The sequence below is a fragment of the Halobacterium rubrum genome, assembly GCF_021729015.1.
In the GTDB taxonomy this organism is placed as follows: domain Archaea; phylum Halobacteriota; class Halobacteria; order Halobacteriales; family Halobacteriaceae; genus Halobacterium; species Halobacterium rubrum.
The window spans coordinates 798,698-825,440 of record NZ_JAJQQZ010000001.1 but is presented as its reverse complement, the minus strand read 5'-3'; the positions used below and the strand labels follow the sequence as shown (position 1 = coordinate 825,440).

At 70.8% G+C, this 26,743-nt stretch carries 33 protein-coding genes and 1 tRNA gene; 20 read left to right on the top strand and 14 right to left on the bottom strand.

The features are described from left to right. Positions 1-42: 42 nt before the first annotated feature. The 3 genes from LT971_RS04475 (at position 43) to LT971_RS04465 (ending at position 1,245) form a co-directional block, all read left to right on the top strand. Positions 43-113: transfer RNA gene (locus tag LT971_RS04475), tRNA-Pro, on the top strand. Positions 114-310: 197 nt separating this feature from the next. Beyond that, positions 311-847 carry a GNAT family N-acetyltransferase gene (locus tag LT971_RS04470; protein WP_237005652.1) on the top strand — a complete coding sequence of 179 codons (537 nt, stop codon included), beginning with the start codon at positions 311-313 and terminating at the stop codon, positions 845-847. A 92-nt stretch (positions 848-939) separates the two neighbouring features. Beyond that, on the top strand, positions 940-1,245 hold the full coding sequence (locus tag LT971_RS04465; protein WP_237005651.1) for a HalOD1 output domain-containing protein: 306 nt from the start codon (positions 940-942) through the stop codon (positions 1,243-1,245). Here the strand turns inward: LT971_RS04465 and LT971_RS04460 are convergent, their stop codons facing one another. Further along, positions 1,246-2,397: an NAD(P)/FAD-dependent oxidoreductase gene (locus tag LT971_RS04460; protein ID WP_237005650.1), complete on the bottom strand. Its 1,152-nt coding sequence runs from the start codon at positions 2,395-2,397 to the stop codon at positions 1,246-1,248. It lies immediately after the preceding gene. 87 nt (positions 2,398-2,484) lie between these two features. Here LT971_RS04460 and LT971_RS04455 point away from each other — a divergent pair, with 87 nt between their 5' ends. Beyond that, a complete protein-coding gene (locus tag LT971_RS04455) occupies positions 2,485-3,462 on the top strand; it encodes an ornithine cyclodeaminase family protein (RefSeq protein WP_237005649.1) in 978 nt (325 codons plus the stop codon). Between the two features lies 1 nt (position 3,463). Here LT971_RS04455 and LT971_RS04450 read toward each other — a convergent pair whose 3' ends face one another. The 7 genes from LT971_RS04450 to LT971_RS04420 all read right to left on the bottom strand — a co-directional run bounded on the left by LT971_RS04450 (position 3,464) and on the right by LT971_RS04420 (position 10,106). After that, on the bottom strand, positions 3,464-4,438 hold the full coding sequence (locus LT971_RS04450) for a WD40/YVTN/BNR-like repeat-containing protein (RefSeq protein ID WP_237005648.1): 975 nt from the start codon (positions 4,436-4,438) through the stop codon (positions 3,464-3,466). A 68-nt stretch (positions 4,439-4,506) separates the two neighbouring features. Next, positions 4,507-5,211: an ABC transporter ATP-binding protein gene (locus tag LT971_RS04445; protein ID WP_237005647.1), complete on the bottom strand. Its 705-nt coding sequence runs from the start codon at positions 5,209-5,211 to the stop codon at positions 4,507-4,509. Positions 5,212-5,314: 103 nt separating this feature from the next. Continuing rightward, the gene (locus LT971_RS04440) at positions 5,315-6,070 is read right to left on the bottom strand and encodes an ABC transporter ATP-binding protein (RefSeq protein ID WP_237005646.1); all 756 of its coding nucleotides are present in this window, start codon (positions 6,068-6,070) and stop codon (positions 5,315-5,317) included. Further along, complete coding sequence (locus LT971_RS04435) at positions 6,067-7,110, bottom strand: branched-chain amino acid ABC transporter permease (RefSeq protein ID WP_237005645.1); 1,044 nt, start codon at positions 7,108-7,110, stop codon at positions 6,067-6,069. Before LT971_RS04435 ends, LT971_RS04440 begins: the two co-directional genes overlap by 4 nt. After that, entirely contained in the window at positions 7,107-8,015 is a 909-nt protein-coding gene (locus LT971_RS04430) for a branched-chain amino acid ABC transporter permease (RefSeq protein ID WP_237005644.1), read from the bottom strand. The genes LT971_RS04435 and LT971_RS04430 overlap by 4 nt, the downstream gene beginning before the upstream one ends. Positions 8,016-8,018: 3 nt before the next feature. Next, the gene (locus LT971_RS04425; protein WP_237005643.1) at positions 8,019-9,305 is read right to left on the bottom strand and encodes an ABC transporter substrate-binding protein; all 1,287 of its coding nucleotides are present in this window, start codon (positions 9,303-9,305) and stop codon (positions 8,019-8,021) included. Positions 9,306-9,392: 87 nt separating this feature from the next. Beyond that, positions 9,393-10,106, bottom strand: coding sequence for a helix-turn-helix domain-containing protein (locus tag LT971_RS04420; protein WP_237005642.1), 714 nt, complete (start codon positions 10,104-10,106; stop codon positions 9,393-9,395). A gap of 92 nt (positions 10,107-10,198) precedes the next feature. Between LT971_RS04420 and LT971_RS04415 the strand changes: the two genes are divergently transcribed. From LT971_RS04415 to LT971_RS04360, 12 genes are all read left to right on the top strand, one after another. Continuing rightward, complete coding sequence (locus tag LT971_RS04415; protein ID WP_237005641.1) at positions 10,199-10,981, top strand: MOSC domain-containing protein; 783 nt, start codon at positions 10,199-10,201, stop codon at positions 10,979-10,981. Positions 10,982-11,099: 118 nt separating this feature from the next. Beyond that, a complete protein-coding gene (locus tag LT971_RS04410; protein ID WP_237005640.1) occupies positions 11,100-11,495 on the top strand; it encodes a hypothetical protein in 396 nt (131 codons plus the stop codon). 52 nt (positions 11,496-11,547) lie between these two features. After that, complete coding sequence (locus LT971_RS04405) at positions 11,548-12,237, top strand: RAD55 family ATPase (RefSeq protein ID WP_237005639.1); 690 nt, start codon at positions 11,548-11,550, stop codon at positions 12,235-12,237. Position 12,238: 1 nt separating this feature from the next. Next, positions 12,239-12,679 (top strand): DUF8057 family protein, encoded by a 441-nt coding sequence (locus LT971_RS04400; protein WP_237005638.1) that lies wholly within the window; start codon positions 12,239-12,241, stop codon positions 12,677-12,679. Between the two features lie 54 nt (positions 12,680-12,733). After that, positions 12,734-13,696, top strand: a complete 963-nt coding sequence (locus tag LT971_RS04395) for a glycosyltransferase (RefSeq protein ID WP_237005637.1) — start codon at positions 12,734-12,736, stop codon at positions 13,694-13,696. 56 nt (positions 13,697-13,752) lie between these two features. Beyond that, the gene (locus LT971_RS04390) at positions 13,753-14,724 is read left to right on the top strand and encodes a beta-ribofuranosylaminobenzene 5'-phosphate synthase family protein (protein ID WP_237005636.1); all 972 of its coding nucleotides are present in this window, start codon (positions 13,753-13,755) and stop codon (positions 14,722-14,724) included. Positions 14,725-14,853: 129 nt separating this feature from the next. Further along, on the top strand, positions 14,854-15,693 hold the full coding sequence (locus LT971_RS04385) for an RAD55 family ATPase (protein ID WP_237005635.1): 840 nt from the start codon (positions 14,854-14,856) through the stop codon (positions 15,691-15,693). Between the two features lie 44 nt (positions 15,694-15,737). After that, the gene (locus LT971_RS04380; RefSeq protein ID WP_237005634.1) at positions 15,738-16,817 is read left to right on the top strand and encodes a hypothetical protein; all 1,080 of its coding nucleotides are present in this window, start codon (positions 15,738-15,740) and stop codon (positions 16,815-16,817) included. Beyond that, the gene (locus LT971_RS04375) at positions 16,814-17,398 is read left to right on the top strand and encodes a DUF8135 domain-containing protein (RefSeq protein WP_237005633.1); all 585 of its coding nucleotides are present in this window, start codon (positions 16,814-16,816) and stop codon (positions 17,396-17,398) included. Before LT971_RS04380 ends, LT971_RS04375 begins: the two co-directional genes overlap by 4 nt. A gap of 8 nt (positions 17,399-17,406) precedes the next feature. Continuing rightward, positions 17,407-17,724, top strand: coding sequence for a transcription factor S (locus LT971_RS04370; RefSeq protein ID WP_237005632.1), 318 nt, complete (start codon positions 17,407-17,409; stop codon positions 17,722-17,724). 64 nt (positions 17,725-17,788) lie between these two features. Next, complete coding sequence (locus LT971_RS16500; RefSeq protein ID WP_237005631.1) at positions 17,789-18,238, top strand: NINE protein; 450 nt, start codon at positions 17,789-17,791, stop codon at positions 18,236-18,238. A gap of 12 nt (positions 18,239-18,250) precedes the next feature. Then, entirely contained in the window at positions 18,251-18,706 is a 456-nt protein-coding gene (locus LT971_RS04360; RefSeq protein WP_237005630.1) for a DUF2085 domain-containing protein, read from the top strand. A gap of 27 nt (positions 18,707-18,733) precedes the next feature. Here LT971_RS04360 and LT971_RS04355 read toward each other — a convergent pair whose 3' ends face one another. Further along, the gene (locus tag LT971_RS04355) at positions 18,734-19,594 is read right to left on the bottom strand and encodes a ZIP family metal transporter (RefSeq protein WP_237005629.1); all 861 of its coding nucleotides are present in this window, start codon (positions 19,592-19,594) and stop codon (positions 18,734-18,736) included. 80 nt (positions 19,595-19,674) lie between these two features. Between LT971_RS04355 and LT971_RS04350 the strand changes: the two genes are divergently transcribed. Further along, positions 19,675-20,361, top strand: coding sequence for a YqjF family protein (locus LT971_RS04350; protein ID WP_237005628.1), 687 nt, complete (start codon positions 19,675-19,677; stop codon positions 20,359-20,361). Here LT971_RS04350 and LT971_RS04345 read toward each other — a convergent pair whose 3' ends face one another. The 3 genes from LT971_RS04345 to LT971_RS04335 all read right to left on the bottom strand — a co-directional run bounded on the left by LT971_RS04345 (position 20,362) and on the right by LT971_RS04335 (position 22,400). Continuing rightward, positions 20,362-21,039, bottom strand: coding sequence for an SDR family oxidoreductase (locus tag LT971_RS04345; RefSeq protein WP_237005627.1), 678 nt, complete (start codon positions 21,037-21,039; stop codon positions 20,362-20,364). Between the two features lie 69 nt (positions 21,040-21,108). Beyond that, positions 21,109-21,927, bottom strand: a complete 819-nt coding sequence (locus LT971_RS04340; protein ID WP_237005626.1) for a rhodanese-like domain-containing protein — start codon at positions 21,925-21,927, stop codon at positions 21,109-21,111. A 95-nt stretch (positions 21,928-22,022) separates the two neighbouring features. After that, a complete protein-coding gene (locus LT971_RS04335) occupies positions 22,023-22,400 on the bottom strand; it encodes a cupin domain-containing protein (protein WP_237005625.1) in 378 nt (125 codons plus the stop codon). 121 nt (positions 22,401-22,521) lie between these two features. Here LT971_RS04335 and LT971_RS04330 point away from each other — a divergent pair, with 121 nt between their 5' ends. Next, on the top strand, positions 22,522-23,187 hold the full coding sequence (locus tag LT971_RS04330) for an HAD family hydrolase (RefSeq protein WP_237005624.1): 666 nt from the start codon (positions 22,522-22,524) through the stop codon (positions 23,185-23,187). Between the two features lie 95 nt (positions 23,188-23,282). Then, positions 23,283-24,473 carry a redox-regulated ATPase YchF gene (locus LT971_RS04325; protein ID WP_237005623.1) on the top strand — a complete coding sequence of 397 codons (1,191 nt, stop codon included), beginning with the start codon at positions 23,283-23,285 and terminating at the stop codon, positions 24,471-24,473. A 21-nt stretch (positions 24,474-24,494) separates the two neighbouring features. On the opposite strand, the gene LT971_RS04320 is transcribed toward LT971_RS04325, so the two are convergent. Continuing rightward, positions 24,495-25,454 (bottom strand): AEC family transporter, encoded by a 960-nt coding sequence (locus tag LT971_RS04320; RefSeq protein WP_237005622.1) that lies wholly within the window; start codon positions 25,452-25,454, stop codon positions 24,495-24,497. Between the two features lie 262 nt (positions 25,455-25,716). Between LT971_RS04320 and sugE the strand changes: the two genes are divergently transcribed. Beyond that, a complete protein-coding gene (gene sugE / locus LT971_RS04315; protein ID WP_237005621.1) occupies positions 25,717-26,046 on the top strand; it encodes a quaternary ammonium compound efflux SMR transporter SugE in 330 nt (109 codons plus the stop codon). An 11-nt stretch (positions 26,047-26,057) separates the two neighbouring features. Here sugE and LT971_RS04310 read toward each other — a convergent pair whose 3' ends face one another. Further along, entirely contained in the window at positions 26,058-26,738 is a 681-nt protein-coding gene (locus LT971_RS04310; RefSeq protein ID WP_237005620.1) for a hypothetical protein, read from the bottom strand. Between the last annotated feature and the right edge of the window lie 5 nt (positions 26,739-26,743).

Sequence of the window (26,743 nt, the reverse complement as noted above, 5' to 3'; positions counted from 1 at the left end):
AAGCGAAGGCCTTAATGCCGGACCGCGCGTCCTCCCGAGTGCGGGACCGTGGGGTAGCGGTATCCTCGGCGCATGGGGTGCGTCGGACTCGAGTTCGAATCTCGACGGTCCCACTTTTCGCGGAGCGAAATGAAAGTATAGAGGCGAGTGCAGCGAGCCTCTAGCAGTCCCACTTCTGGCGGTTCTGTCTTCGATTCCGAGTGGCGACGTCGAGTAGACCGGAGACCAGTGTCGTCGGGAGCGGTTCCGTTCTGGCGTGTCGGGCGCGCGGAAACGCTAATCACGGTTGCCGTGCTAGTCGTACACACGCATGCGAGTACGTGAGGCGGCGAGGGAGGACCTCGAGGGGATTCGTGCGGTCGCCGAGGCGTCCTGGGAGCGGGACTACACCGACCTCTTGACACGGGACACGGTCACGTCGGGGGTCAACGACTGGTACGACGAGGAGACGCTCCGGGACCAGATTGCGGGCGAGCGAACCCCCGTCCTGGTGGCGGAGAGTGAGGCCGAGCAGGACGACGTTCGTCGCGGCGTCGTGGGGTTCGCGCACGGGTACGCGGACGTGGACGTCGGGCACGTGTTGCGGCTGTACGTCCACCCGGCGGAGCGCCGGGCGGGTGCGGGCGAGCAGTTGCTGTCGGCGACCGTGGCGGCGCTGCGGGAGCGCGGCGTCGACGAGGTGAACGCGACGGTGCTGGCGGCCAACGAGCAGGGGCGAGCGTTCTACGAGTCGCTGGGGTTCGAGCAGGTCGACGAGGCGGAGACGACAATCGGCGGGGAGACGCACCCCGAGGTCCGCTACGCGCTCGAGGAGGGAACGCTCGAGGCGTCGCGACGGGAGCCGTGACACTACGCCGCAGTGTCTGCCGTACCAGCCGGGTACAAGGCTGAAACGACCCTGCCAGCAGTGGTACGTATCGGATTGCCCAACCCCGGGACATGGACCCTCCCGACATCTCGGTCGACGACGATGGAACCGTGCGGTACGCCATCGACCCCCACCCGGACACGGCGGAGTTCGACCTCCTTGCGGGTATCGCCGAAGTGGAGGGCGTCGACATGGACGAGCTGCCGTCGCTGTACACGGCCGTGAACCGGTTCGTCGAGGAGCTGTTCGGCGAACCGCCGTCGGCGACGGCACACGTGGAGCTGTCGTTCTCCTACGCGGGCTACCGGGTGAACGTAGACCAGAACGGGCACATCCGGCTCGTGCCGGTCAAGGAGTCGCTGCCCGAGGAGGAGTAGTCAGGCGACGTTACGCTCGACGAGGTCGTCACCGCCGTCGGCGAAGCGGTCGCTGGCGAGGACGTCGACGTCGACGACCGAGGTGTCGCCGTCGAGGCAGAGGTCGGCGACGATTCGGCCGGTCGCGGGTGCGTGCTGGAAGCCGTGGCCGGAGAACCCGGCGGCCGTCACGAGGCCGGGGACGGTCTCCTCGACGACTGGATGGTGGTCGGGGGTGACCGCGTAGAGGCCCGCCCAGCCGCGCTTGATACCGGATTCCGCGTCGAAGTACGTGGTGTAGGCGGCGGCGCGTTCGACGGCGTCGGCGGCCCAGTCGAGGTCCATCGACTGCGAGTAGTGGTCCGGGTCGACAGCCGGGTCGTCGCCGCCGAAGTGGCCGCCGACGAGCGCGGCGCCGTCGCGCTCGGGCCGGAAGTACGACCCCGTGTCGAGGTCGATGGTGAGCGGGACGTCCTCGGGGACGGGTTCGGTCGGGTCGACGACCGCAATCTGGCGGCGGCGCGGTTCGATGGGCAGCGCGGCGTCCGCGAGGTCGGCGAGTCGGCCGGCCCAGGCGCCGGCGGCGTTCACGACGTAGTCAGCTTCGAGGCGGCCGTCTTCGGTGTCGACGCCGACAACCCGGTCGCCGTCCCGGAGCACGTCGGTCACAGCGGTGTTCGTGCGGACGTCGACGCCCGCCTCCCGAGCGGCGCTGGCGTACCCCTGGACGGCGAGGTTGGGGTCGGCGAAGCCGTCCTCGGCGTGGTAGGTCGCTGCGGCGAACTGCTCGGGCTCGAGGCCGGGACAGTACTCGGTGGCGTCTCGGGGGTCGAGAAAGACGCTGTCGACGCCGCGGGCCTGCTGCAGTTCGACGTTCGCGCGGAACTGGTCGACCGTGGCGTCGTCGCGCGCGAGGAAGAGGTAGCCCGGTTTGCGGTACGCGATGTCGACGCCGAAGCGGCCCTCGAAGTCGTCCCAGACCTCGCGGCTCGCCACCGAGAGGTCGACGTTGACGGCCGTGGAGAACTGGCAGCGGATGCCGCCGGCGGCTCGTGCGGTGCTGGCGTTGCCCAGTGCCCCCTTCTCGCAGAGTGTCACGTCGGCGCCCCGGTCGGCGAGCGAGTACGCGGACGCGAGCCCGACGATGCCGCCGCCGACGACGACCACGTTCATGTGCGTAGTTCACACTCCCCATCGGAGATAAGTGTACGGTTCGCCAGGGGCCGAACAGCTAACTCGGTGGCCCGCCACGACTCGAGCATGGTTCTGGTACTCGGCAACGAGGACGTGGCCGACGTCCTCGACCTCGCGACGCTGGCGCCGGTCGTGGAGCACGCGCTCGTCAAGCAGGGCGCCGGCGAGGTCGAACGCCCCGAGCGCCCACACTACCCCGTCGGCGAGGGGCTCGGAGAGGACGACGAACCCCTGGGGACTGGGCTCGCGATGCCGGCGTACGTCCACGGCGAACCGTACTTCGCGACGAAACTGGTGGGCGTCCACGAGGACAACCCCAATCGCGGACTCCCAACCATCCACGCCCAGATCGTGCTGGCCGACGCCCGCACGGGCGAGCCGGTGTCGGTCCTCGACGGTTCGCACGTCACGAACGCCCGCACGGGCTGCGTCGGCGGGCTGGCCGCCCGCGAGCTGGCGGCCGGCGACGGCGTCACCCTGGGCGTGCTCGGGGCGGGCGCGCAGGCGCGCTGGCAGACCCGCGCCGTCGACGCGCTCACCGACCTCGACGAAGCCCGTATCTACTCGCCGAGCGACTCGAAGGAGGCCTGTGCGAGCGACCTCCGCGAGGACGGCGTCGACGCGACGGCCGTCGACTCGCCGCGAGAGGCCGTCTCGGGCGCGAACGTCGTCGTGACGGCGACGACCAGCACCGAGCCCGTGTTCCCCGCGGACGCCCTCGCGGACGGCGCGCTCGTCGTCGCCGTCGGCGCGTACACCGCCGAGATGCAGGAACTCGAACCCGCGGTGTTCGACCGCGCCAGCCGCGTGTTCGCGGACGTGCCCGAGGAGGTGGCGGCGACCGGCGACCTGACCGCGACGGACCTCGACGAGTCCGACCTGATACCGTTCTCCGCCGTGCTGAGCGGCGAGCGGGGCCGCGAGCGCGACGACGAGATACTGGTCGTCGAGAGCGTCGGCTCCGCGGTCATGGACGTGGCCGCCGCCACCGAAGTGTACGAGACGGCGCGGGAGCAGGGGAGGGGCAGCGAGCAGTCGCTCTGACTCAGCGCTTGACCCAGGCGAGTGGCTGCGTCCGGCCGTGGACGCTCTCGGCGTGGGGCACCGTTCCAGTCCGTCGCCAGCCGTCGACGGACCGTCGGATGAGCGTCCCTCGGTTCGTGACGGCGTAGACGTCGCCGTCGACGACGGTCCAGCCGACCGCGACTTCCTCGGGGACCGGCGACTCGACCGCGGTCAGCGATTCGCCGCCCGTCGATTCGAAGAGCGCGTGATCGCGGTCGTCCCGCCAGCCGCCCGGCGGCGACGGCGACCCGCCGGCGTAGATGCGACCGTCGTGCGCGAGCGACTCCCGGAAGTACGTCTGGCGGTGGCCGTTGTCGAGCCGTGCCCAGGACCGGCCGGCGTCGGTCGTCCGGCAAAGGCCGCTGCCCGTCGCCGCGACCCAGGTGTCCGGGGACTCGACCTCGACGTGGTGGACGTCGTCGAGGTGGGGTGCATCGAAGCCGGTGACGCGCCGGTCGGTCCACGTCTCGCCGCCGTCCTCGCTCACGAAGACGCCGCCGACTTCGACGCCGACGACGAGGCGGCCGGAGGCACCGGCGGGGCTGCGGACGTCCCGCACCTGCGACACGCCGTCGTGGCGGTCGATGCCCCAGGCCTCGCGGTCGGCGAGCGCATCGAAGGCGTCCAGTTCCCGCCACGCCAGCCCTTCCTCGATGTGGTCGGCCGGAATGGCTGCCGCGAAGAGGCGCGCCGGCCGCGTCCCGGCATAGAGGCGACCGTCGTCCGCGCCGACGCAGTACACCGCTCCGTCGGGTACGCCGAGGTCCGTCCACTCGGTGCCGTCGCCGGAGTGGTAGAGGCCGTTCGTAGTCGCCGCGAAGACGCCGTCGACGGCGTCGAACGTCTCCACTCGCATCGCCTGTCCCGCGTCGAGTACGTGCGTGGCGTCCACCGGACCAGCGTCGGGGACGCCGGTCGCGGCGTGGACGCCGTCGTCGCTGCCGACGAGTAGCATACGCGGGGTGACGCGCGCCCCGGACAAAAGCGCTCCCGGAGCGAGATTTTTGTAACCGAGCTAATCGTTTAGCCGCCGAGGAACTGCTGGCGGACCTCCTCGTCGTGGAGGAGTTGCTCGCCCGGGCCCTCGTAGCGGTTCTCGCCCTGCGCGAGCACGTAACCGCGGTCGCAGCGCCGCAGCGCCTCCCTGGCGTTCTGCTCGACCATCAGGATGGACGTACCGGCGTCGTTCACGTCGTCGATGCGGTCGAACATGTCGTCGACGAGATCTGGCGCGAGGCCCGCAGACGGTTCGTCCAGCAGCAGCAGGTCGGGGTCGAGCATCAGCGCACACCCCATGCCGAGCATCTGCTGCTGGCCGCCGGACAGCGCGCCGGCCGTCTCGCCGAGACGGTCTTCGAGCACCGGGAAGCGCTCGAAGACGGCGTTCAGGCGGTCCTGGGGGACCTCGTCGAGGATGTACGCACCCAGCCGGAGGTTCTCCTCGACGGTCAGCGATGGGAAGACGTTGTCCGTCTGGGGCACGTAGCTGATTCCCTCGTGGATGACGTCCTCGGGCGGCAGGCTCGTGATGTCGTCGCCGGCGAGCGTGATGGTGCCGTCGAAGCGGTCGGCGAGCCCGAAGACGGACTTCATCGCCGTCGACTTCCCGGCCCCGTTCGGGCCGACGACGGTGACGTACTCGCCGTCGTCGACGTGCAGGTCGACGTCCGTCAGCACCTGGAGGTCGCCGTACCCCGCGTCGAGGCCGGCGACGTCGAGCAGCGTCACTGCTCCACCTCCGCCAGCAGCGGGTCGGCGTCCGTCAGCTCCTCGTCTCCGCCGACAGTAACGGCGTCCGCGGTCTCGTCAGTGTGTTGGGGGTCCTGCATGGTCACTCACCGAGATAGGCTTCGACGACGCGTTCGTCTTCCAGCACGGTCTCCGGGTCGCCGTCCACGAGCACGCTGCCCTGCGTGAGGACGACCAGCCGGTCGACGAGCGCGGTCAGCGTCTCCAGTTCGTGCTCGATGACGACGACGGTCATCCCCTCGTCGTTCAGCGCTCGGATGCGGTCCGCGATGTCGTTCGTGAGCGTGGGGTTCACGCCCGCGAACGGCTCGTCGAGCAACAGGAGGTCGGGGTCGAGCATCAGTACGCGAGCCAGCTCCAGGAGCTTCCGCTGGCCGCCGGAGAGGTTGCTCGCGTACTCGTCGGCGAGGTGGTCGAGTTCGAACGCCTCGACGAGTTCGTCGGCGCGCTCGACCACCCGGCGTTCGGTCTCCTGCATTCCCTGCGAGCGCGTGAGTGCGGGGAGTGTGCGCTCGCCGGCCTGGTCGGGTGCGGCGAGCCTGACGTTCTCCCGGACGGTCATCGTGCCGAGCTGGCGGGTGTGCTGGAAGGTGCGGACGAGGCCGCGCCGGGCCAGCACCTCCGGCTGCTCGCCGGTGACGTCCTCGCCGTCGAAGGCGACGGTGCCGTCGGTCGGCTCCACGACGCCGCTGACGCAGTTGAACAGCGTCGACTTCCCGGCGCCGTTCGGCCCCATCACGCCGACCAGTTCGCCGCGGTCGACGGACAGCGAGAGGTCGTCGACGGCGAGCAGCCCACCGAACTCCTTCTCGAGGTCGACGATGTCGAGGAGCGTCACGAATCCACCCCCAGTTCCTCCGCGTCGCCCCAGATGCCCGCCGGCCGGTACCGGATGACGAGCACGAGAATCATCCCGACCACGATGAGCCGGAGGGACGCGAACTCGCCCGAGGTGACGGGCGCCAGGTCGTTCGCGAACCGGGAGAACAGGCGGAGGCCCATGATGACCGCGAGCCCGCCGATGACCGCCCGGTGGTTCGACGCGCCGCCCAGCAGCATCCCGATCCAGACGGTCACCGTGACCTGGATCGTGAAGAAGCTCGGGGCGACGGCGCCGTTGTAGAGCGCGAACAGGCCGCCGGCGAACCCGGCGAGCGCGGCGCCGTAGACGAACGCCTGCATCTTGTACCGGAACGTCGACTTGCCGACCGACCGCGTCACGAGTTCGTCGGCGCGAATCGCGCGCAGCACGCGACCGTACGGCGCCGTCGTGAGGCGGGTGACGATGGCGTACGTGAGTGCAGCGAGTCCGAGGAACAGCACGAGCGTTGCGAGCATCGTCTTCCCGAAGTCGCCGGCGACCGCCGCGACCGGCTGCGGGACGCCGAAGATGCCGGTGCTCCCCCCGAAGGTGCCGGAGAAGTTCACCGTCACCGTGTGGAAGATTTCGGCGGTGGCGAGCGTCGCGATGGCGAGGAAGTCGTCGCGCAGGCGCAGCGACGTGGCGCCGACGACGGCGCCGACGACCGCAGCGACGAGGACGCCGGCGACGAGCGCGAGCGGCCACGGGTAGCCGAGACTCGTGCCGGCAAAGGAGTCCTGTGCGGCGAGGATGGCGGCGGTGTACGCGCCCACCGCGAAGAACACGACGTGCCCGAAGTTTACCAGTCCCGTGTGGCCGTACTGGAGGTCCAGTCCCAGCACGAGGATGACGTACAGGCCGAAGAGGACACCGACCTCCACGAACACGCTGAGTTCGCCGGGGAGGCCGACGGTGAACGGCGACACCGCGAACAGCAACGCGAGCACGACGGCGGCGACGCCTGCGACAGCTGCGAGCGTGCCGTCGCCGTCCCGAATGCGGTCGGCGACGCTCACGCTTCACGCACCTCCTCGCCGGCGATGCCGCTGGGTTTCACGAGCAACACCACGACGAGCACGAGGAACGCCACCGCCGACGACAGCCCCGTCATGTCCGCCGGGAGGAACGCCGTCGAGAGTGCAACCACGAGGCCGATGACGTACGACCCGGCGATGGCGCCGTACGGACTCCCCGCGCCGCCGAGAATCGCGGCGGCGAGTATCTGGAGAATCTGGCTGAACCCCGTAGTGACGCTGACGTTCGTCTGGATGCCGAGGAGGACACCGGCGAGGCCGGCGAGCACGCCCGCGAGAACCCAGACGCTGTTCCGGATCATCTGGGTGTCGATGCCGCGGACGCGCGCGAGGTCCTCGCTGTCGCTCATCGCCCGCATCGCGATGCCGACGTCGGTGCGCGTCAACAGCGCGTGCAGGATGGCGAACACGGCGACGGCACAGCCCACGACGACGAGCATCCGGGAGGTCACGAAGAAGTTCCCGAGCAGGTCCACGGAGCCGACTGGCACTTCCGGGACGCCGGCGAACTCGTAGGTCGCGGACTCCGTGTCGTAGTACCGCGCGCTCCGCCCGGCGCCGAGGCGGATGACGTTCCGCAACACGAGCCCGAGGCCGATGGACGTCAGCAGCATCGGCACCGGCCCGGTCTCGTTGATGGGCGTGAAAAACAGCTTCGCGAGCGCGATGCTGGCGGCGCCCGCGCCCACCATCGCGACGAGTGCGGCGACCGGAAGCGGGAGGACGCCGGCCGCGAGCACGCCGACGAACGCGCCGATGGTGAGGTACTCGCCGTACGCGAAGTTGATCATGTTCACGATGCCGTAGATCATCGTGAACCCGATGGCGGCGATGGCGATGTACGACCCCTGTACCAGCCCGAAGACGACGTTCTGTACCAGACCCATTGCCTAGTACTCGCCCTCTGGCACGAACTCGCGGAGGTCGTCGGCCGAGATCGTCTCGACCTGCGTGAACTCGCCGTCCTGGACCTCGTTGATGACGACAGACCCGATGACGTTCCCGAAGTCGGTGAACGTCACGTCCGTCGCGGCACCCTGGTAGTTGATTTCCTCGTCGTTGTTCAGGGCTTCCTTGCCCTCCTGGAACGTCGCGACCTCGGTGCCGTCGCCGCGGCTCACCGGACCGAGGTTCTGCTCGATAGCTTCGGGGGTGGCTTCGCCGGCGCGCTCGATTGCGAGCGCGGTCACCATCGTGGCGTCCCACGCGGGCGGCGTCCAGGCGTTGATGTCGGCGTCCGCCTCGTAGGCGCTCTCGAAGGCGTCGTAGTTCGGGCCGGATTCACCCGGGCTGGCCGCCCACGCACCGCTCAGCGGGTCGCCGACCTGGTCGACGAGGTCCTGCTGGGCGAGCGGGTCAGAGAGGATGGGCTGGCGGCCGTAGTTGCCGTCCGCCCAGTCGCTCATCAGCGTGATAGCGTCCTCCAGCGGCAGACTCACGGCGAACGCCGAGAAGTCGGTGCCGAACAGGCGGTCGAGCGCGGACTGGTAGCTCGAGGACCCCTGGCTCACTTCGACGCGTTCGGCGACCGTGCCGCCGTTTGCCTCGTAGGCGTTGACGAAGCCGTCCGCCCAGCTTTTCGCGCCCTCGGTGTTGCCGTTGATGACGCCGACCGTCTCGTGGCCATCGTCGAGCGCGCGGAGCGCCGCGCCCGCCGTGTGGACGGTGTCGCTGATGACGGTGCGCCAGATCCAGCCGTCGTCGGAGAGGTCGTCGGGCGTGCCCTTGTCGCCGCCGCGAGTGTCGAGGAAGTTCGATCCCGGCCAGGGCGTGACCACAGGCGTCTCCTGCTCCTGGATGAAGTCGAAGAGGGGGTTGAGTTCGCTGGAGAACAGCCCGAGGAGCGCGACGGCGTCGTCGTTCTCGACGAGCTGGGTGACGACCGTGCGCGCTTCCTGGGGAGCGACCGCGGTGTCGCGGCGCTGGAGTTCGACCTCGCGGTCGAGCGGACCGCCAGCGTCGTTGATGTGTTGAATCGCGGCGTCCGTCGCGGCGGAGACCCCCGGCTGGAGGAAGTCCCACTGGCCGGTGAGTGCGGCCGGCTGACCGATGACGATGGGGCCGCCGCCGCCGTCCCCGCCGAAGCCGAGGCAGCCGGCAGTCGCCGCGAGGCCGCTGCCGCCAGTCAGTTTGAGGAAGGTCCGCCGGTCGACGACGTTCGTGTCACGTGATACCATAGCACTAGACGCGTCATACTTCTGGGACAAATACCACCACCCGACCATGGTAGGTACAGTACCGCGAACGGAGCTGCCCGCGGTGACTCACGGGTCGAGGAGCTTCGATTCGGCCGTCCGGAGGTGCTCCAGCAGCGTCGTCTTCGAGACGTCGAGTGCCGCGGCGAGTTCGCGCGTCGACGACTCCCGGGGCCACTCGTAGTAGCCGCGCTCGCGAGCCAGCTCGAAGGCCTCCCGCTGGGCGGGCGTGAGCGGGTCGACGTTCTCCGGGGCCCCCCGTTCCGCCGCGACGGTGCCGATGCGTTCGACCCGCACCTCGGCGTCGCCCTCCTCGCGGATGGCCTCCAGCGCCCCCTCGATGTCGCTGCGCTCGCCCGCGTACCGGACGTTCCAGTACTCGCGGCCGCCCTCGATGCGACCGGGTGAGCTGTGCACGAAGCCGTGCTCCAGCAACAGCGGACAGATCATGTCGCTGGGGTCGTGTTCCAGGAAGAACTCCCGGGACACCCGCCCCGGTGTCGTTCGCCCGCGCCGGGTGTCGACCTGGGTGTGGAGCTCTCGCATCGTGTCCGTGAGCGGCGAGTCGTCGACGGCCTCCAGCAGTGCCTCCACCTCGGTCTCGCTGTCGCCGTAGGCCGTGAACAGGCTGTTCACGCCGGAGTCGCCGCTGGCCGGCGAGTCGTAGACGGCGTGGGCGAGGATGCCGCCGGGGTTGTCGGCCGTCGCCTGTATCGCCCAGCAGTTCGGGTGCCAGAGGTCGAGGGTGAGCCGCGTCCCCTGAGCGTCCGTCTCCAGGCTCATGTTGGAGGGTAGCACACCCAGACAACTTATGTTAACCGTTGTCACACACCCGTTGCGAACAGCTATACACCAGCCGACACACCGTCCCCGTAATGGCACACGTCGCGGCGCTCCGGGTGTATCCGGTGAAGGGACTGGACGGCGAGTCGGCCGACGAGGCGGCGCTCCGTCCGGGCGGCACGCTCGCCCACGACCGCGCGTTCGCACTCGTCGACCCCGACACCGGCGACTCCCTGAACGCCAAAGACCTCCCGGCGCTGCACGAGTTCGCGACGGCGTACGACCGGGCGACCCGGACGCTGACCGTGGCGGCGCCGGACGGCGACCGGCGCGAGTTCGACCTCGGGGACGACGACGACCGCGCAGCGGCCGGCGACTGGTTCGGAGAGCGCCTCGATGCCGCCGTCGCGCTCGAACGGGACGACGACACGGGGTTCGTGGACCGCCCGAGCATGGGGCCGTCCGTCGTCAGCACTGCAACACTGGAGGCGGTGGCGTCGTGGTTCGAGGACCTGACCGTCGAGGGCGCGCGACGGCGGCTGCGAGCGAACGTCGAGGTCGGGGGCGTGCCGGCGTTCTGGGAGGACCGCTTCGTCGGCGCGGACGCCCCCGACTTCACGGCCGGCGGGGTCCGCTTCGAGGGCGCCACGCCCTGCAACCGCTGCGTGGTCCCGTCGCGGGACCCCGACACCGGCGACCCGCTGCCGGCGTTCCGGGAGACGTTCCTCGCTGAACGTGAGCGTAGCTTCCCCGAGTGGGCCGACTGGGACGCCTTCGACCACTACTACGCCGCGATGATTCTCGCGCGGGCGCCCGAGGTGACCGGCGGCGAGACGCTCGCCGTCGGCGACGACGTGACCACCGCGACCGAGTAGATTCCGATGGAGTGTTCCAGGGCCGCTACCAGAAGTTTCCGGCAGTGAACGTACAGCAACTATCACGTGTGATATTTGCACACACAGATTCAAGTATCGGTGATAGAGGGAGACCAGCATGGGCGTGCGCTTCCGGCTCGTGCTCCGGTCGACGGAGACGCGGCCATCCCAGGAGACCCAGGACAGCGTCATGCCGGCGATGTCCCAGCAGTTCGGGTCCCGGGCAGACCTGCACGCCACCGACCTCGACCCCGGCGACCGGCTCACCGAAGCGGTCGTCGGGACGGCCACCGTCGACTCCCCGGAGGCGCTGCGAGACGTCTACGCCTACGTGAAACCGCACAGTCTCGTGAAGGTCGGGGAGATCCGGGCGACAGGCGACGGGAGCGTGTTCCGGCGGAAGGACCACGAGGTCGACGACAGCCAGCTGGCCACCCGGGACGACCTCACCGTCCTCGGTCGGGTACGCGGGGACGTGCTCGTCCACGTCGAGCCCCCGGAGGAGGTCGCGTGACCGCCCCCGGCATCCCCGAAGGTTTTAGCCCTCGACCGTCTCTCTGTGCCCGATGAGGATTTCGACTGGCGCCACCGGGCTCGACCGCCTGCTCGACGGCGGGCTGCCCGCGCGCCGGCTCTACACGCTGAGCGGGCCGCCCGGCAGCGGGAAGACGACACTCGCCGCCCAGTACGTCACCGAGGGCATCCGGAACGGCGACAGCGTGCTGTACGTCACGATGCACGAGACCCGCAACGAACTCGTCGAGGACATGGCGAACTACGAGTTCGGGTTCGACAAGGCCGCCAGCACCGACCGCTTCGAGTTCCTGAACCTCACGATGGAACGCGCGCGCCGGTCGCTGTCGGGCTACGGCCGCGAGTCCGGGCTCTCGGCGCGGCTCGCGGCGATGATCCGCCAGGAGGACTACGACCGGGTGGTCGTCGACTCGACGATGCTGCTCGACCACTTCACCGACGACCCGGACACGGAGGTGACGGACTTCGCGACGAACCTCAAGCAGACCGACGCCACCGTCCTCCTCGTGTCGGAGATGACGGACCCGACGGCGTACAGCGAGGAGCACTACCTCGCGCACGGCGTCATCTTCCTGCACAACTTCCTCGAGGAGGGCGGGATGACCCGGGGCGTGCAGGTGGTGAAGATGCGGGGGACGAACATCGACTGCGACATCCGGGACGTGGCGTTCACCGGCAGCGGGCTGAACGTCGACCCGAGCCGGAAAGTCAGGCCCGAGTAGGATGTACGAACAGAGCTTCGACACTGACTGGGACCCCGAGGACGTCGGCCGCGAAGAGGCAGTGTGGCGGGCGTACGCCCTCGGTGCAGCGGCCGCGCTCGGCGACACCTACCCCGGCGAGTACCGCAAACTCGTCTCCGCGACGGGCCGGTCGCTCGTGGAGATGGCCTACGACGAGGGGAAGACCGACGCCGCGAACCTCGACAGCGAACTCGCGTCGGGCGCCGGCGACGACGACGACCTGGACTTCCCCGACCGCGAGACGGCCGTCTGGTCGAAGCTCATCACGTACCGCGAGGAGGAGGGCGACGAGATCGCCGTCGACCGCGGTGGCCGGGACCGCGACGACCTCCCGGACTTCCTGCGGCGCATCGACCTCGACAGTCTGAAGCGCGACGACCTCGACCGGCTGCGGCTCCCCGAGTTCCTCTCGAAGAAGTAGTGGTGGCGGGCCGCCACCGAAACCGGCTTGCGTGGGCCGCGAGCACTGCCGGGCATGGACGCCACCGTCGCCGTCGTGCACTACCCGGAGGGAGCCGGGCACGCCACCCGAATGCTGGCGGTCGCCCGGGAGCTGGAGGCGCGCGGCGCGACGGTGGAGCTGGCGGGTGGTGGGCCGGGCGAACAGTTCGTCGAGTTGCTCGGGTACGAGGAGTACGTGCCCACCGTGGTGGACTTCATCGGCGACTACCAGGGCGACGGCGGCTCCCTGCTGGACGTGGTGACCGGGAGCGTTCCGGACGCCGTCCGTCGCGTGCGCGACGTCGCCCGCTGGCTGCGGCGGGTGGACGCCGACTGCGTGATCACCGACGACATGTTCGCATCGGTGGCTGCGGTGCTCGCTCGTGTCCGCCAGTACGTCTGCACGCACAACACGCCCGGCTACTACGACGACCTCGCGGAGCGCGTCGGCGCGAAGCTGCTCACCCGCCAGCAGGTCGCCGCCAGCCGGTCGTTCTTCTACCCGGCCGTCTGGCCGGCGCTCACCGGGGACCCGCGAGGCGTCGAGCGAGTACCGCCGCTCGCCCTCGACGTCCCCCTCGAGGGCGACGTGCCGGACGTCGACGTGCTCGTCTCGCCGAGCACGTACTCCGACGACCTCGACGAGGTCGCCAGTCGCCTGCGCGAGCACGGGCGTGACGTGACGGTCGTCGGGGGCGACGGCTGGACGACCGTCCGGTCGATGCTGCCCGTGCTGCGCGAGGCAAACGCCGTCGTCTGCCCGGGCTACTCCACGGTGATGGAGGCGGCCGTCGCCGGCACGCCCTGCGTCGTCTACCCGTTCACGAGCGAGCAGCGGGGCGTCGCGCGGTTCGTCGAGGCGGGCGGCGAGCCAGGGTTCGCCGTCGCCGAATCCCCCGAGTCCGCAGTTCGGGCGGTCGAGGACCCCCCGGACGACCCGGACTTCGAGAACGGCGCACCCGTCGTCGCACAGCGCATCGCGGCCGCCTTCGAGTAGCGGGAACGTTTGCCACCGCCACAACCCCCTTCGAGTCGGGAGCCGTGTCTGTGTGTATGTCCGTGCGGGTGGCGGCCGGGCCCCGGCTGCACTTCGGCTTCCTGAACCTCTCGCTGGCGCGCCAGCGCCTCTACGGGAGCCTCGGCGTCGCCCTCGACGAGCCCCAGGTGGCGGTGTCCGCCGAGCGCGCCGAGTCGGTCGTGTGCAGTCACGACCGCGCTCGCGAACACGTCGAGCGCGCCTGTCACCTGCTCGACGTCCCGGGCGCCGCCGTCACCGTGGAATCGGAGTTGCCGGCGCACGTCGGCCTCGGCTCCGGCACCCAGCTCGCGCTCGCGGTGCTCGCGGCGGTCGCGCGCGTCCACGGTCGGGAGCCGGGAGTCCGAGCGCACGCCCCGTCGCTCGGTCGGGGCGGTCGCAGCGGCGTCGGCGTCGCAGCGTTCGAGGCGGGCGGGTTCGTCTTCGACGCCGGCCACCCGGCGAGCCAGTTCACGCCCGAGCGTCCCGAGCGTGGCGAGTGGACGGTGCCACCGGTGGCGGCGCGCCACGAGATTCCCGGAGACTGGCGGTTCCTGCTCGTGCTCCCAGACGCCGAACCGGGCAAGGCGGGCAGCGAGGAGGACGACAGCATGCGTGCGGTGGTGGAGAACGCCGACCCGGGACTCGCCGACCGCATCTCGTCGGTGGTGACCGACCGCGTGCTCCCGGCTGTCGCGACGGGCGACGTGGACACCTTCGGCGCGGGTGTCGCCGAGGTCGGGCGGCTGAACGGCGCGTGGTACGCCGGCGAGCAGGGCGGCGTCTACCGCCCGCCCGCCGGCGACCTCGTCGACGTCCTCGAGGACACACCGGCAGTCACTGGCGCCGGCCAGTCCTCGTGGGGGCCGGCCGTCTACGGCGTCACCGACCGCGAGCGCGCCGACGCCGCCCGGGACGCCGGCCGTCGCGCGCTCGCCGAAGCGGGCGTCGACGGCGAAGTCCGCGTCGCCGAGCCCCGCAACGTCGGCGCCCGAATCCGCGACGACTGACTCCCACCAGAGGCAGCCCGCGACACAGCCGGGGGTTTCCGGACCCTGTCCCGAGCGAGTAGCGAAGCGAAATCACGCACGGCGCCGGGCGGCAAAAGACGTAAGCCGGAACCCCGCTACCGGGGAGACATGGCGACGATTCCGTTCGGCATTTCGCGGCTGGACAGCCGCATCGGGGGTGGGGCGCCGGAGGGGAGCGTGGTGCTCCTGTCGGGGGAGGCCGGTGCGGGGGCGCGGGAGTTCCTGTACACGGCGGCGATGATGAACGCGGTGGAGTCCGCCGACCGGGAGCTGTTCGACCTCCACTACGGCGACCTGCACGCGAACGCGAGGCCGCCGGAGGACATCCACTACGTGTCGTTCACGGCCGACGAGTCGGAGTTGCAGCGCGAGATCGCGTTCACGATGGACGAGGAGATCGTCCGAGCGGGTGCGGACGCAGTGACGTTCACGGACCTGTCGCCGGAGTACTTCCAGTTGAGTCCGGTGCCGCGGGCGTGGTACGCCGGCGAACACCGGTCGGTGCAGGACCTCGGACACACGGGCGAGGACACCCGGGACGTGCTGGAGCGGTTCGCCGACTACCTCGACGAGCACGCCAGCGGCAGTCTGGTGATGGTGGACTCACTGAACGACCTCATCGGGACGCGGTCGTCGGACATGGACTTCGGCGACGTGGTGATGACCCTGAAGGGCCTGCGGAAGGCGGCCCGGGAGTGGGGTGGGCTGATTCTGCTGCATCTGACGCGGGACGCGGTGACCAGCGAGGAGCTCGGGAGCCTGATGACGTCCGTCGACGGCACGGTGGACTTCGCGTGGGAGAGCGGGGGCAACGAGCGCGTGCGGACGATGTTCGTGCGGGAGTTCCGGGGCGTGCTCGGACGCCTCGAGGAGGAGGACATCGTGCAGTTCGAGACGGAGATCCACGACGCCGGGTTCGACGTCAGCGACGTGCGGAAGATCCGGTAGGCGCCCCCGAACGGTTAAGGATACTGGCCGGTAAGGTCGGGTGAATGGCCGACGGCACGTCGGACGGCGTCGAGAGCGCGACGCTGGAGGGGCCGGCCGCCGCGTGGCTGGCCGACCGAGCGGAGGAACTGGGGATGGACGAGGAGGCGTTCCTGAAGCGCGTCGTCGCCGCCTACCGCAGTGTGGAGGACGGCGAGATGACGGCGGACCTCGCGACGAGCGACGAGTACGCCGACCGCCTCGACGACCTCGCCGAGCGCATCGCGGCAACGGAGACCAGACTCGACGACGCGGAGTCACGGGTGGCCGACGCGGAGGCCGACTTCGACGAGAAGCTCCAGGACGTCCGGGAGCGCGTGGTCCAGGTCAAGCGGGAGGCCGACGGGAAGGCCGAGGCAGACCACGACCACCCGGAGCTGGCGGCGGACGTGCGGGAGGCGCTGGCTGCCGCCGAGCGCGTCGACGAGGAGGCGGCGGCGCTCACTGGGGACGTTGCGGACCTGACCGACCGCGTGGACGCGGGGTTCGAGAACTTCGAGGAGGTCCTGGAGTTCCTCGACGAGGAGGTTGAGGCGCTCTCGGGGAAGGTGACGACGCTCGCGCGGGCGGTGGTGTCGATGCGGGAGGCGGTGCGAACCGTCGGCGCCGCGGAGGCCCGGCGGGCCCGCACGGACGCGCTGAAGCGCGCGGCGAACGTCGCCGACGTGCGGGAGGCGGACTGCGAGGACTGCGGGCAGTCCGTGGACGTGGCGCTGCTGACGGCGCCGGAGTGTCCGTTCTGCGGGGCGCCGTTCGAGGACGTGTCGCCGGACGCGGGCTGGTTCAGCAGCCACACGCTGGAGACGGGTGCGACACCCGCGCTCGCCGCCGGGCGGCCGTGGCTGGACGACGACGACGGGACCGGTGGGCCGGCCGGCGAGGACGGCGAGGGGTCGTGGCTCGGCGCGGAGACGGAGACGCTGGAGGAGATGGCGTCGGGCGCCGGCTCTGGTGACCGGTCCGGCGGCAGCGCCGGGGCCGACGGCGAGGACGGCGACGAGGCGGTAGAGCCGGCAGAGGTGCTGGACGCGACCGACGACGGAGGCGGTCGCCCCGACGGCGGTCCGGGTGGTGGTGAGCCGTGAGCGGCGACGACGACCCGCGGCGGAACCGGTCACTCGGGGGCGGCGCCGGCAGTGGAACCGACGAGGCGGACGACCGGGACGACGAACGCGACAGCAGCCCCACCCACGACGACGGTGCAGACCACGGAGGCGAGCGGGTGAGCGACGACCGGGAGTCCGGGCCGGACGCGCCGCTGTCCGACTTGCGGCGGGACGTCGACGAGCGACGCGAGCGCGACGACGCCGGCGAGAGCGACGACTTCGAGGAGCTGTTCGCGGAGATGGAGGTCGGGGACGTCGACGAGGACGCCGTCTGGGCGGAGCTGGAGGAGTCGGCCGACGAACCGGTCGTGGACGCCGACGCGGTCTCGGCCGACACCGGGGTGGCCGAGGACGCCGACGGCGACGTGACCGTCGTGGAGAAGAGTCTCTGTCACGGCTGCCCGCACTTCGCTGACCCGCCGGAGACGGCGTGCACGCACGACGGCACGACCATCGCGGCGGAGGTCGACACCGGCCACTTCCGGGTCGTGGACTGCCCGATTGTGGCGGAGCGTGAGGCCCGAGACGACCCGAGTGACTTTTCCGGCGACCACGAGTAGCGGGAGGTATGCAGTTCTGCGACGAGTGCGGCTCGATGATGCACAAGCAGGACGACGGCGAGATGGTGTGTGCGTCCTGCGGCGCGAGCGCCGACAGCGAGAGCGACGAGGGGTTCGTTCAGACCGCCGAGCAGGACACCAGCGACGTCATCGAGACCAGCGAGGACGCGAACTTCGAGGGGAAGCCGACCGCCGAGGAGACGTGTCCGGAGTGTGGCCACGGCGAGGCGTGGTACACCATCAAGCAGACCGGGAGCGCCGACGAGCCGCCGACGCGCTTCTTCAAGTGCCAGGAGTGCGGGAACCGGTGGCGGGACTACAGCTGACTACTCTCAGCACCCGGCGAGGGGTGCCGGCAGTTATTTACCGGCGATTCTCGATGCAGCCACCGTGAGCGAGACAGGACACGGAGACGGCAGCGGCGGGCACTGCATCTCCTGCGGTGAACAGATCGACGCCGCCGCCGAGGTCTGTCCGGAGTGCGGCGTGGGACAGAAGAAGCTCCCGTCGAGTGGCGGTCCGGGTCGGTCAAGCGACGAGAAGTACTGCACGAACTGTGGGACGGTGCTCAACCGGGACGCCGAGCTCTGCCCGGACTGTGGGGTCCGGCAGACAGCGGGGATGAGTGCCGGACGCGGCGACAGCGACCGGGTGGCGGCAGCGCTGCTGGCGCTGCTGCTGGGCGGCTTCGGCGCGCACAAGTTCTACCTCGGGCAGACGAAACTGGGGCTGCTGTACCTCTGTTTCTTCTGGACGTTCATCCCCGCAATCGTCGGGTTCGTCGAGGGCATCGTCTACCTCGTGAAGTCCGAGGAGGAGTTCCAGCGCCAGTACGCCTGAGGGTCCCGGCCAGTGAGCGCACTCGGGTCCGAACTCGCGGCGGGGCTGCGGGCGACCGGCCAGTACGTCCTCTCGCATCACGAGCGCGAGGACTGGGACCGGTGTCACGCAGTTCCAGTGCCGGGGTTCGACGCCCGGGTTCGGCTGTGTGCCCGCTGCTCCGGCGTCTACCCCGGTATCGCTGCCGGCGCACTCGGCGCGCTCTGGGGCGTCGTTCCCGTCGCTCCGCTGCTCGTCGCGCTGCTGCCGGCCGCCACAGTTGTCGAACGCCTCGCCGAAACGGCTCGAGGGCCCGCCTACGACGGTACGAACTGGGGGCGGACGGCGACCGGCGCGCTACTGGGGGTTGGGTACGGCATCGGGCTCGTGGGCCTGCTGTTGCGGCCGGCGACCCGGGGCTGGCTGCTGGCGGTCGGCGCCGCGTACGTACTCGTGGCGGCTGCGCTGCTCTGGGTCGAGCGGACGTGAACAGTGACGACGACAGAAGCGAGCGTGTTACTGCAACAGCAGCCATGCGGTAGCGACGGCGACGGCGCCGATGGCCGTCGAGAGGACGGCCTGCTGGCGGAGGCTGTCGAGGCGGCCGTGGTCGTGGTCGTGGTCCGAGCGCGTGACGGCGTCGTGGACGTCGCTGCCGGTCTCGCAGTGCGGCAGGAAGTCCATGGCGACGTGGAGGAAGATGCCGGCGGCGAAGCCGAAGACGACGGCGCGGAAGGTCGGGTCCGTGGGGAAGGAGACGACGGTGACAGCGAGGGCGGCGATGCCGACGCCGGCGGCGGGCAACAGCAGCATCGCCGGGGAGCGGCCGTTCCGGACGAGACGGCGGGCGGCGGCGTAGCCGGCGGGGCCCTTGTGGGAGACGATGGCGAGCCCGAGGAGCGGACCGAGGTCGGGCATGGCGGTGTAGACGACGCCGATGATGGAGCCGGCGGCCAGCGAGTGCGCGGAGAGCTCGGCGGTGGTCCGGTCCAGCGGGAGGTCGAGGTGGGAGAGCCGGTGGCCGATGGTGTGGGCGCCGAACCCGGTGAGGATGCCGGCGGCGACGCCGAATCCGCCGGGTTTGGCGGCGTAGCCGATGGCCTGCGGGAGGAGGAAAGCGGCGGCGCTGGTGACCATCGCGCCCGACGCCAGCCCGTACCCCCAGACGAGGGCCGTGGGGTGGTCGCTGGTGGTTCGGGCGCCGACGGCGGCGGCGCCGGCCATCGCCGTGAACGCGACCCACGAGATGCCCAGCAGTTTCGGGGCGTCGCCGGCGACCAGCACGTACGCCGACAGCGCGAGGAAGGCGACGGCGCTGACGCCGCCGAGCCGGAGCGTTCGAGCGCGCGCTACCTGCGTGGTGTGCGAGACCGACATTCGGTTATTAACACTCTTCTGGCGATTAATAATCTGTCGGTCGCCGCCAGTCCCAAACCGGCGCCGGCCCAACGACCGCCATGGACGTATTGTCGATGCGGTGGGAGGACCTCCTCGTCGCCAGCTGGCCGGTCGAGCCGGACCTCGTCGCCGACCGGCTCCCGGACGGCCTCACCGTCGACACCTTCGACGGCGACGCCTACCTGTCGGTCGTCCCGTTCGTGATGGCCGACGTCCGCCCGCGGGGGCTCCCGGCCGCCGTCGGGCGCACGTTCGGCGAACTGAACCTCCGCACGTACGTCACCGGGGGCGGTCAGCCCGGCATCTACTTCTTCAACCTCGACGCCACCGACCCCGTCGGCGTGCGCATCGCCCGGCGGCTGTTCCGACTACCGTACTACGACGCCGACATGCGCGTCGAGCGCGGTCCGGACGGCGTCAGCTTCCAGAGCGACCGCGCGCACGACGGCGCAGCCCCGCTGTCGTTCGACGCCACCTACCGGCAGGACGGCGAACTCTCGCGCGCCGACCCCGGCTCGCTGACGGCGTTTCTGCTAGAGCGCTACCGGTTTTTCGTCGCCGGCGGCGGCGACACTGTCTACCGGGGCGAAGTCGACCACCCACCGTGGGAACTGTCGGACGCGACCGTCGACGTCCGGGAGAACGACCTCTTCGCAGCCAACGGCTTCGACCACCCCGACGGCGACCCCCACCTCGCGTACAGCCCGGGCGTCGACGTCACCGCCGCGCTCCCGCGACGGCTCTGACTACCGGGTCGCCTGCTTCCACTCCTTCAGCCCCAGCACCGCGCCGTCGAGCTCCTCGGGGACGGACGCCGCCCACGTGAACAGGTCCGCGACGTCCTCGGGGTCGCGGCCACCCATCCCGTGCAGGTCGGTGTCCACGGTCCCCGGGTCGACGCAGCCGACCGCCTGCTCGCAGTCGACGGCGAACTGGCGCGCGAGCCCCTCGACGGCGGCCTTCGAGACGGCGTACGCCCCGAAGCCGTCCTTCGCCTCGCGGGCGACGCCGCCGGTCGGCAGAATCGCGCGCCCGGACTCGTCCATGTGCGGCAGCGCCTCCCGGACGGCCGCGAACACGCCGCGGACGTTCGTCCGGACGGTGTCGTCGAACGCGCTGTACGACTCCTCGCTCAGCGGCGTCTCGCCAGCCGCGCCGTGGTAGACCGCAGCACACGGCACGACGACGTCGACGCCGGAACCGTCGCCCGCGCGGGACGCCGTCTCCATCAGCCGCTCGGCGTCGAACTCGTCGCGAGCGTCGGCCCGCAGCCACTCCGCGCCGACGTCCTCGGCGACCGCCTCGACCGCGTCCCGGTTCCGGCCGCCGAGCACGACGGTCGCGTCCGCCTCGTCGGCGAACGCGCGCGCCACCGCCTCCCCGATGCCGCCGGACGCCCCAGTCACTACGACTGTCTCGCTCATACGCAACGGTGGGACGCCGCGAGCGTAAAAGCGCCGGTCCCGGCGGCCCGGAAGCGGTCGGCGTCGTCCTCAGGCAGTCAGTTCGATCGCCGTCAGCTCGCCCAGCGGGCGCGTGACCTGGAACGCGGGCGTCTTCACGCGAATCGGCGTCTCGTCGGTCATCCCCGCAAACCGCAGGTGCAGTTCGAAGCTGCCGTCGTTCCGGATCGGCGCGGCCTCCTGCTGGCCGGTGTCCGTGGTCTCGGCCCACGCGTAGTCGCCGGCGTACTGGGCGTCGACCTCGCCCGCGATGACGCGGGCCTGCCGGTTCTCGAAGCTCTGGCCGCGCATCGGGAGGTCGCGGTCCCGCCACTCGTAGAACCCCTCGTCGAAGACGTAGACGTTCGAGTACCCCGCCTTCTGGAGGCCGGCCGCGCGAAGCGACGACAGGTGGTGCGGGCAGCCACAGTAACAGACGATGCGGTCGTCCTGGCTCCAGTTCTGGATGCCGCCGCCGCTGGAGTCCCGGGTCGCGGGGCTCAGGACCGCGCCGTAGATGTGCGAGGTCGTGTACTGGTCGAGCCCGCGAGCGTCGACGAACCGCGCGTTCGCGGTCTGGTGCCAGTACCGGATCACGTCGACGGGCACGAGCGTGACCGTCTCGCCGTTCGTCTCCGTGGACCGGAACCGGGACTCGTCGACCTCCATCTGTCCGGGGTCGCCGTACTCCGGCGCGTACCCGTCGGCCAGGTCGTCGTCGGCCGGCAGGTCCGCGTTCGCCACGAACTCCTGGTCGAGCGTGCCGGGGTGGTCGACGGCCGCCGCCCCCGACCCGCCGAGTGCCGAGCAGCCGGCGAGGCCGGCGGCGAGTGCGGTCGCCCCAGCGCCGAGGAACGCGCGTCGATTCATAGACGAACTGTCGGCGTCTGACGAGTTATGCCTGTCGCCCGTGGAACCGCTCGGCGCCCCGACAGCGGCCGCGTCCGGGCGGCTGCCGTGCTGTCTCAGACCCGGTCGAGGTCCTCGACGGTGCGGTCGCTGGCTTCGGCGTCGCCGGTGTTCGTCGTGCCCGCCGGCTCGAACAGCACGACCTCGGTCTCCTCGTGAGCGACCGGGCGGTGTTCGACGCCGGCCGGCGCGACGGTGAGGTCGCCGGGCCCGAGGTGGACGGCGTTCTCGCGGTCGGCGTCGTCGCGGTACTCGACGGTGAGGTCGCCGTCGACGACGTAGAACAGCTCGTCGGCGTCCTCGTGGGCGTGCCAGACGAACTCGCCGTCCAGTCTGGCGACCTTGACGTGCTGGTCGTTCAGCTCCGCAATCAGGTGTGGCGTCCACGTCTCCTCGACCGCGTCGAAGGCGTCCGCCAGCGACTGGGAGTCCATACTCCGACTGGGGGCGGCGGCCCCTTGGCTGGTTCGGCGCCGGCAGCCAAGACCCCCGGTGGAATCGGGGGCGACGGCCGGGACGGGAACGACTAAGCCCGGGTCGTCGCAATGGCCGGACGTGACGAGCAGCTACGACGCAGTCGTCTTCGACAACGACGGCGTGCTCACGTACCCGACGCCCCGGGACGTGCTCCGGGAGGCCACCGTCGACGCCTTCGAGCGCGTCGGCGTCACCGACCCCACGTCCGAGCACGTCGACGCCATCCACCTCCACGTGACGCCTGACGACCTCCAGACCGCCGCCGGCGCGTACGACCTCGACCCCGCCGAGCTGTGGCGGGCTCGCGACGAGGCGTTCGCCGAGGTCCAGATCGCCGACATGGAGCAGGGTCGCAAACCACTCTACGAGGACTACGACGCAGTCAGGTCGCTCGACGGGCCCCGCGGCATCGTCTCCACGAACCAGCACGCGACCATCGAGGCGATCCTCGACCACCACGGCATCCGCGGCGACTTCCACACGCACTACGGCCGCGAGATGGTGCCGGCGAGCCTCCACAGGAAGAAGCCGGAGAGTCACTACCTCGACCGCGCGCTCGCGGACCTCGACGTCGACCCCGGGGACGCGCTGTTCGTCGGGGACTCCGAGAGCGACGTGCTCGCCGCCCGGAACGCCGGCACCGATTCGGCGTTCCTGTGGCGCGACCACCGCGACGGCTACGAGCTGGACGCCACCCCGGACTACGAACTGGACTCCCTGCACGACCTCGTGGACGTGGCGTGAGGACCGACCGGGTCGCCGACGGGGCGCGTGTCCCGGCGTCGCACACGGCCGACAGGTAGCAATCCGTTTAGGCGAGAGCCCCCTGCCAGTGAGCAATGAGCTATCGCGTCGGGCTGGTGGGCAAGCCCTCGGTTGGCAAGTCCACGTTCTTCAACGCAGCGACGAACAACGACGTGCCGGAGGGCGCGTACCCGTTCACGACGATCGACCCCGCAGTCGGCGAGGCGTACGTGCGCGTGGACTGTGCAGCCCCCGAGTTCGGCGAGGAGTGCACGCCGTCGACCGGCTTCTGCGAGGACGGCACCCGGTTCGTGCCGACGAAGCTGGTGGACGTGGCGGGCCTGATTCCGGGCGCCCACGAGGGCAAGGGCCTCGGCAACCAGTTCCTCACCGACCTCAACGAGGCCGACGTGCTCGTCCACGTCGTCGACTTCTCCGGGACGACCGACCTCGAAGGGGAGCCGACGGAGGGCCACGACCCCCGCGAGGATATCGACTTCCTCGAGGAGGAACTGGACCAGTGGTACCTCGACGTCCTCGAGAAGGGCATCGAGCGCTACGAGGGCCAGCACATGGCCGACGGCGACCTCGAGGTCGAGCTGGCCGAGCAGATGAGCGCGTTCCGCACGAGCCCCGAGGAAGTCAAGCAGGTCGTGCTCGCGCTCGGCCTCGAACTCGACCCCGACACGTGGGACGGCGCCGACCGCCTGGAGCTCGCCCGCGAGATGCGCAAGCGCACGAAGCCGATGGTTGTCGCCGCGAACAAGATGGACACCCCCGAGGCGCAGGCGAACTGGGACGAAATCACGAGCGACGACGAGTACGACCACCTCGAGTTCGTGCCGGTGAGCGCACACGCCGAGCAGGCGCTGTCGCAGGCCGACCAGACGGGTGTCGTCGACTACCGGTCGGGCGACAGCGAGTTCAGCATCGTCGGCGACCCCAGCGACGAGCAGCGGGAGGGCCTGGAGTCCATCCGGGAGTTCGTCGCGGAGTACGGCGGGACCGGCGTCCAGTCCGCCATCGAGACGGCGCTGTTCGACGCGCTGGGCGTCAAGCCCGTCTTCCCCGGGTCCGCGAACGGGCTCGGGACGGCCGACGGCCGCGTGCTGCCGGACGTCTTTTTGCTGGAGGAGCACGCGACCGCCGAGGACTTCGCGTTCGCGGTCCACTCGGACGTCGGCGAGGGGTTCCTGCACGCCGTCGACTGCCGGGCGAACCGCCAGATAGCGGCCGACCAGAACCTCGACGCCCGGGACGTCGTGGAGATCATCTCGACGAACTGACGGCCGCCAGCCGGCCAGCCTTCAGATGACCACGCCGGACCGGAGGGCGGCGATGAGCAGCGTGAGCGCCGGCACGCTCAGCAGCGTCGTGACCAGCACGCTCGTGGAGACGTACTGGGGGACGGTGAGGCCGCCGGAGCGCGCGTCGGCGGCGAACTCGGTGACGAGGATGACGGGTGTGACCGCCGCCGGCATCGCCGTCTCGAGGACGAACACGCGCGCGACGTCGGGGTCGCCAAAGCCCAGCAGCAGTGCGACGCCGAGGCCGATGGCGGGCGCGACGAGCAGCCGGAGCGCGACCGCCGACCCGGTCCGGGAGACGGCCGCACCGGTGTCGGTGCGCGCGAGCTGGATGCCCAGCACGAGCAGCATCACCGGAATCGCGGCGTCGCCGACGAGCTGCAGCGACTCCATCGCGGCGCCGTCCGTCGCCGGCACCACGCCGAGGGCGCGGGCGGCGAGCGCGGCGACGACCGCGTACACGAGCGGGAGCCTGAACACGCGCCGGAGCCCCTCGCGGCCCGCCGACCCGGCGCTCCGGGAGGCGGCGTAGACGCCGAGCGTGTACATCAGCACGGACTGCACGGAGAGGAAGACGACCGCCGTCTGGCGGCCGACGTCGCCGAACGCGAAGTCCGAGACGGGGATGCCGAGGTTCCCCGAGTTCGAGAAGATGGCGACCAGCACGAGCGCGCTCAACAGGGGTTCGCGTTCGCCCGTGGCGCGGCCGACTGCTTCGGCGACGAGCCACATCGCGAGCGTGAACACGACGACGCCGACCCCGAGCCGGAGCAGCGTGTCGGCGTCGAGTTCGGTGACGGCGAGGCTGTGGAAGACGAGCGCGGGCGCCAGCACGTAGACGACCGCGGTGTTCAGCGGCCCGGGGTCGACGTTCCTCGTCGAGTCGAGGACGTAGCCGACGCCGGCGATGGCGACGATGGGGCCGACCGCGCCGAGGAAGATGCCGACGAGGTCGACCATCAGGCCACTTCCCCGCCATGGGGCTGCCGGCAGTGGCGGCGGCGGTAGCGCCGCCGCCGACGACGACAGCAGCCGGTCGACGGAACGCGATTCGGGCGCACGACGTGAGCGTCGTGGGTAGCGCATTTCACCGTTACGCCACCGGCACTCCGGACGAACGGCCCCGCTGGCCGGGCGGTCACAGCAACGACAGCGGCAGCACCACCAGCAGCCGGCTCCGCCGACCGACGCGTTCACGGGCTTCCCGCGCGTGCGTTCGAGCGTGAACGCCTGGCTGGTGTTGCTCGTGGCGGGGCTGTTCGAGGCGGTGTGGGCCGTCGGGCTGGCGTACACCGACGGTTTCACCGAGCCGCTGCCGTCGGTCGCGACGCTGGCGGCGATGGCCATCTCCGTCTACCTGCTCGCGCAGGCCGTCCAGGACCTCCCCGTGGGCACGGCGTACGCCGTCTGGACGGGCATCGGCGCGGTGACGACAGCCGGGTTCGGCGTCTACCTCTTCGACGAGTCGGCGTCAGCGCTCCGTGTCGCCTGCATCCTCCTCGTCGTCGTCGGCATCGCGGGCCTCCAGGTCACCGGGAGCCACGCCGGATAGCCGGAAGCGGATCATTCCTCGAAGACGACGTCGCGGACGGAGACGTCGGTGACCGACGGGGTGCCGTCGTCGCCGCGCGCCCACTCGAGTTCGGGACGGACGTCGTAGGTCTCCTCGCCGCCCGCGAGCTCGAGGGTGGCGGTCTCGCCGCGCGCGAACCGGCGGGCGACGGTCGCGCGAGCCCCGTCGGCGAACTCGTTCATCCCCTCGGTGTCTTTTCCACTGCGGACCGCGACGACGTCGACGTCCAGCCCGCCGGGACCGGTGTGCAGCGAGACGCGCAGCGGGACGCGCTCGCCGTCGCCGTCGCCGAGCACGAGCACCGCGTCCTCGGCGTCCTCGAGGCGGTCGATCTCCTCGTCGAGGCTGTCGGCGACACCGGAGACGGACTCTCCGACGGTGGACAGCACGCGTTCGGCGAGGCGTTCGCCGAAGTCCGGGTCGAACGGCGAGGGGTCGCTGCCCGAGGCGGCCTCCCGGCGGGCGTCCGTGCTGCGACGGCCACCGCGGTCGCGACCGGGGTCGGGCTCCGGGCGTGCGTCGCCGGCGTCGGGGGCGCGCGGCGGCTGTTTGGAGTCCCGGAGGCCGCGGCGGAGGGCGTCCTCCCAGGAGAGGTCCAGCGCGTCCTTGCGGCGTTTCAGTCGCTCGAAGACCTCGTCGTCGTCGACAGTGATGCGAATCTGTCGGCTCATGCCCC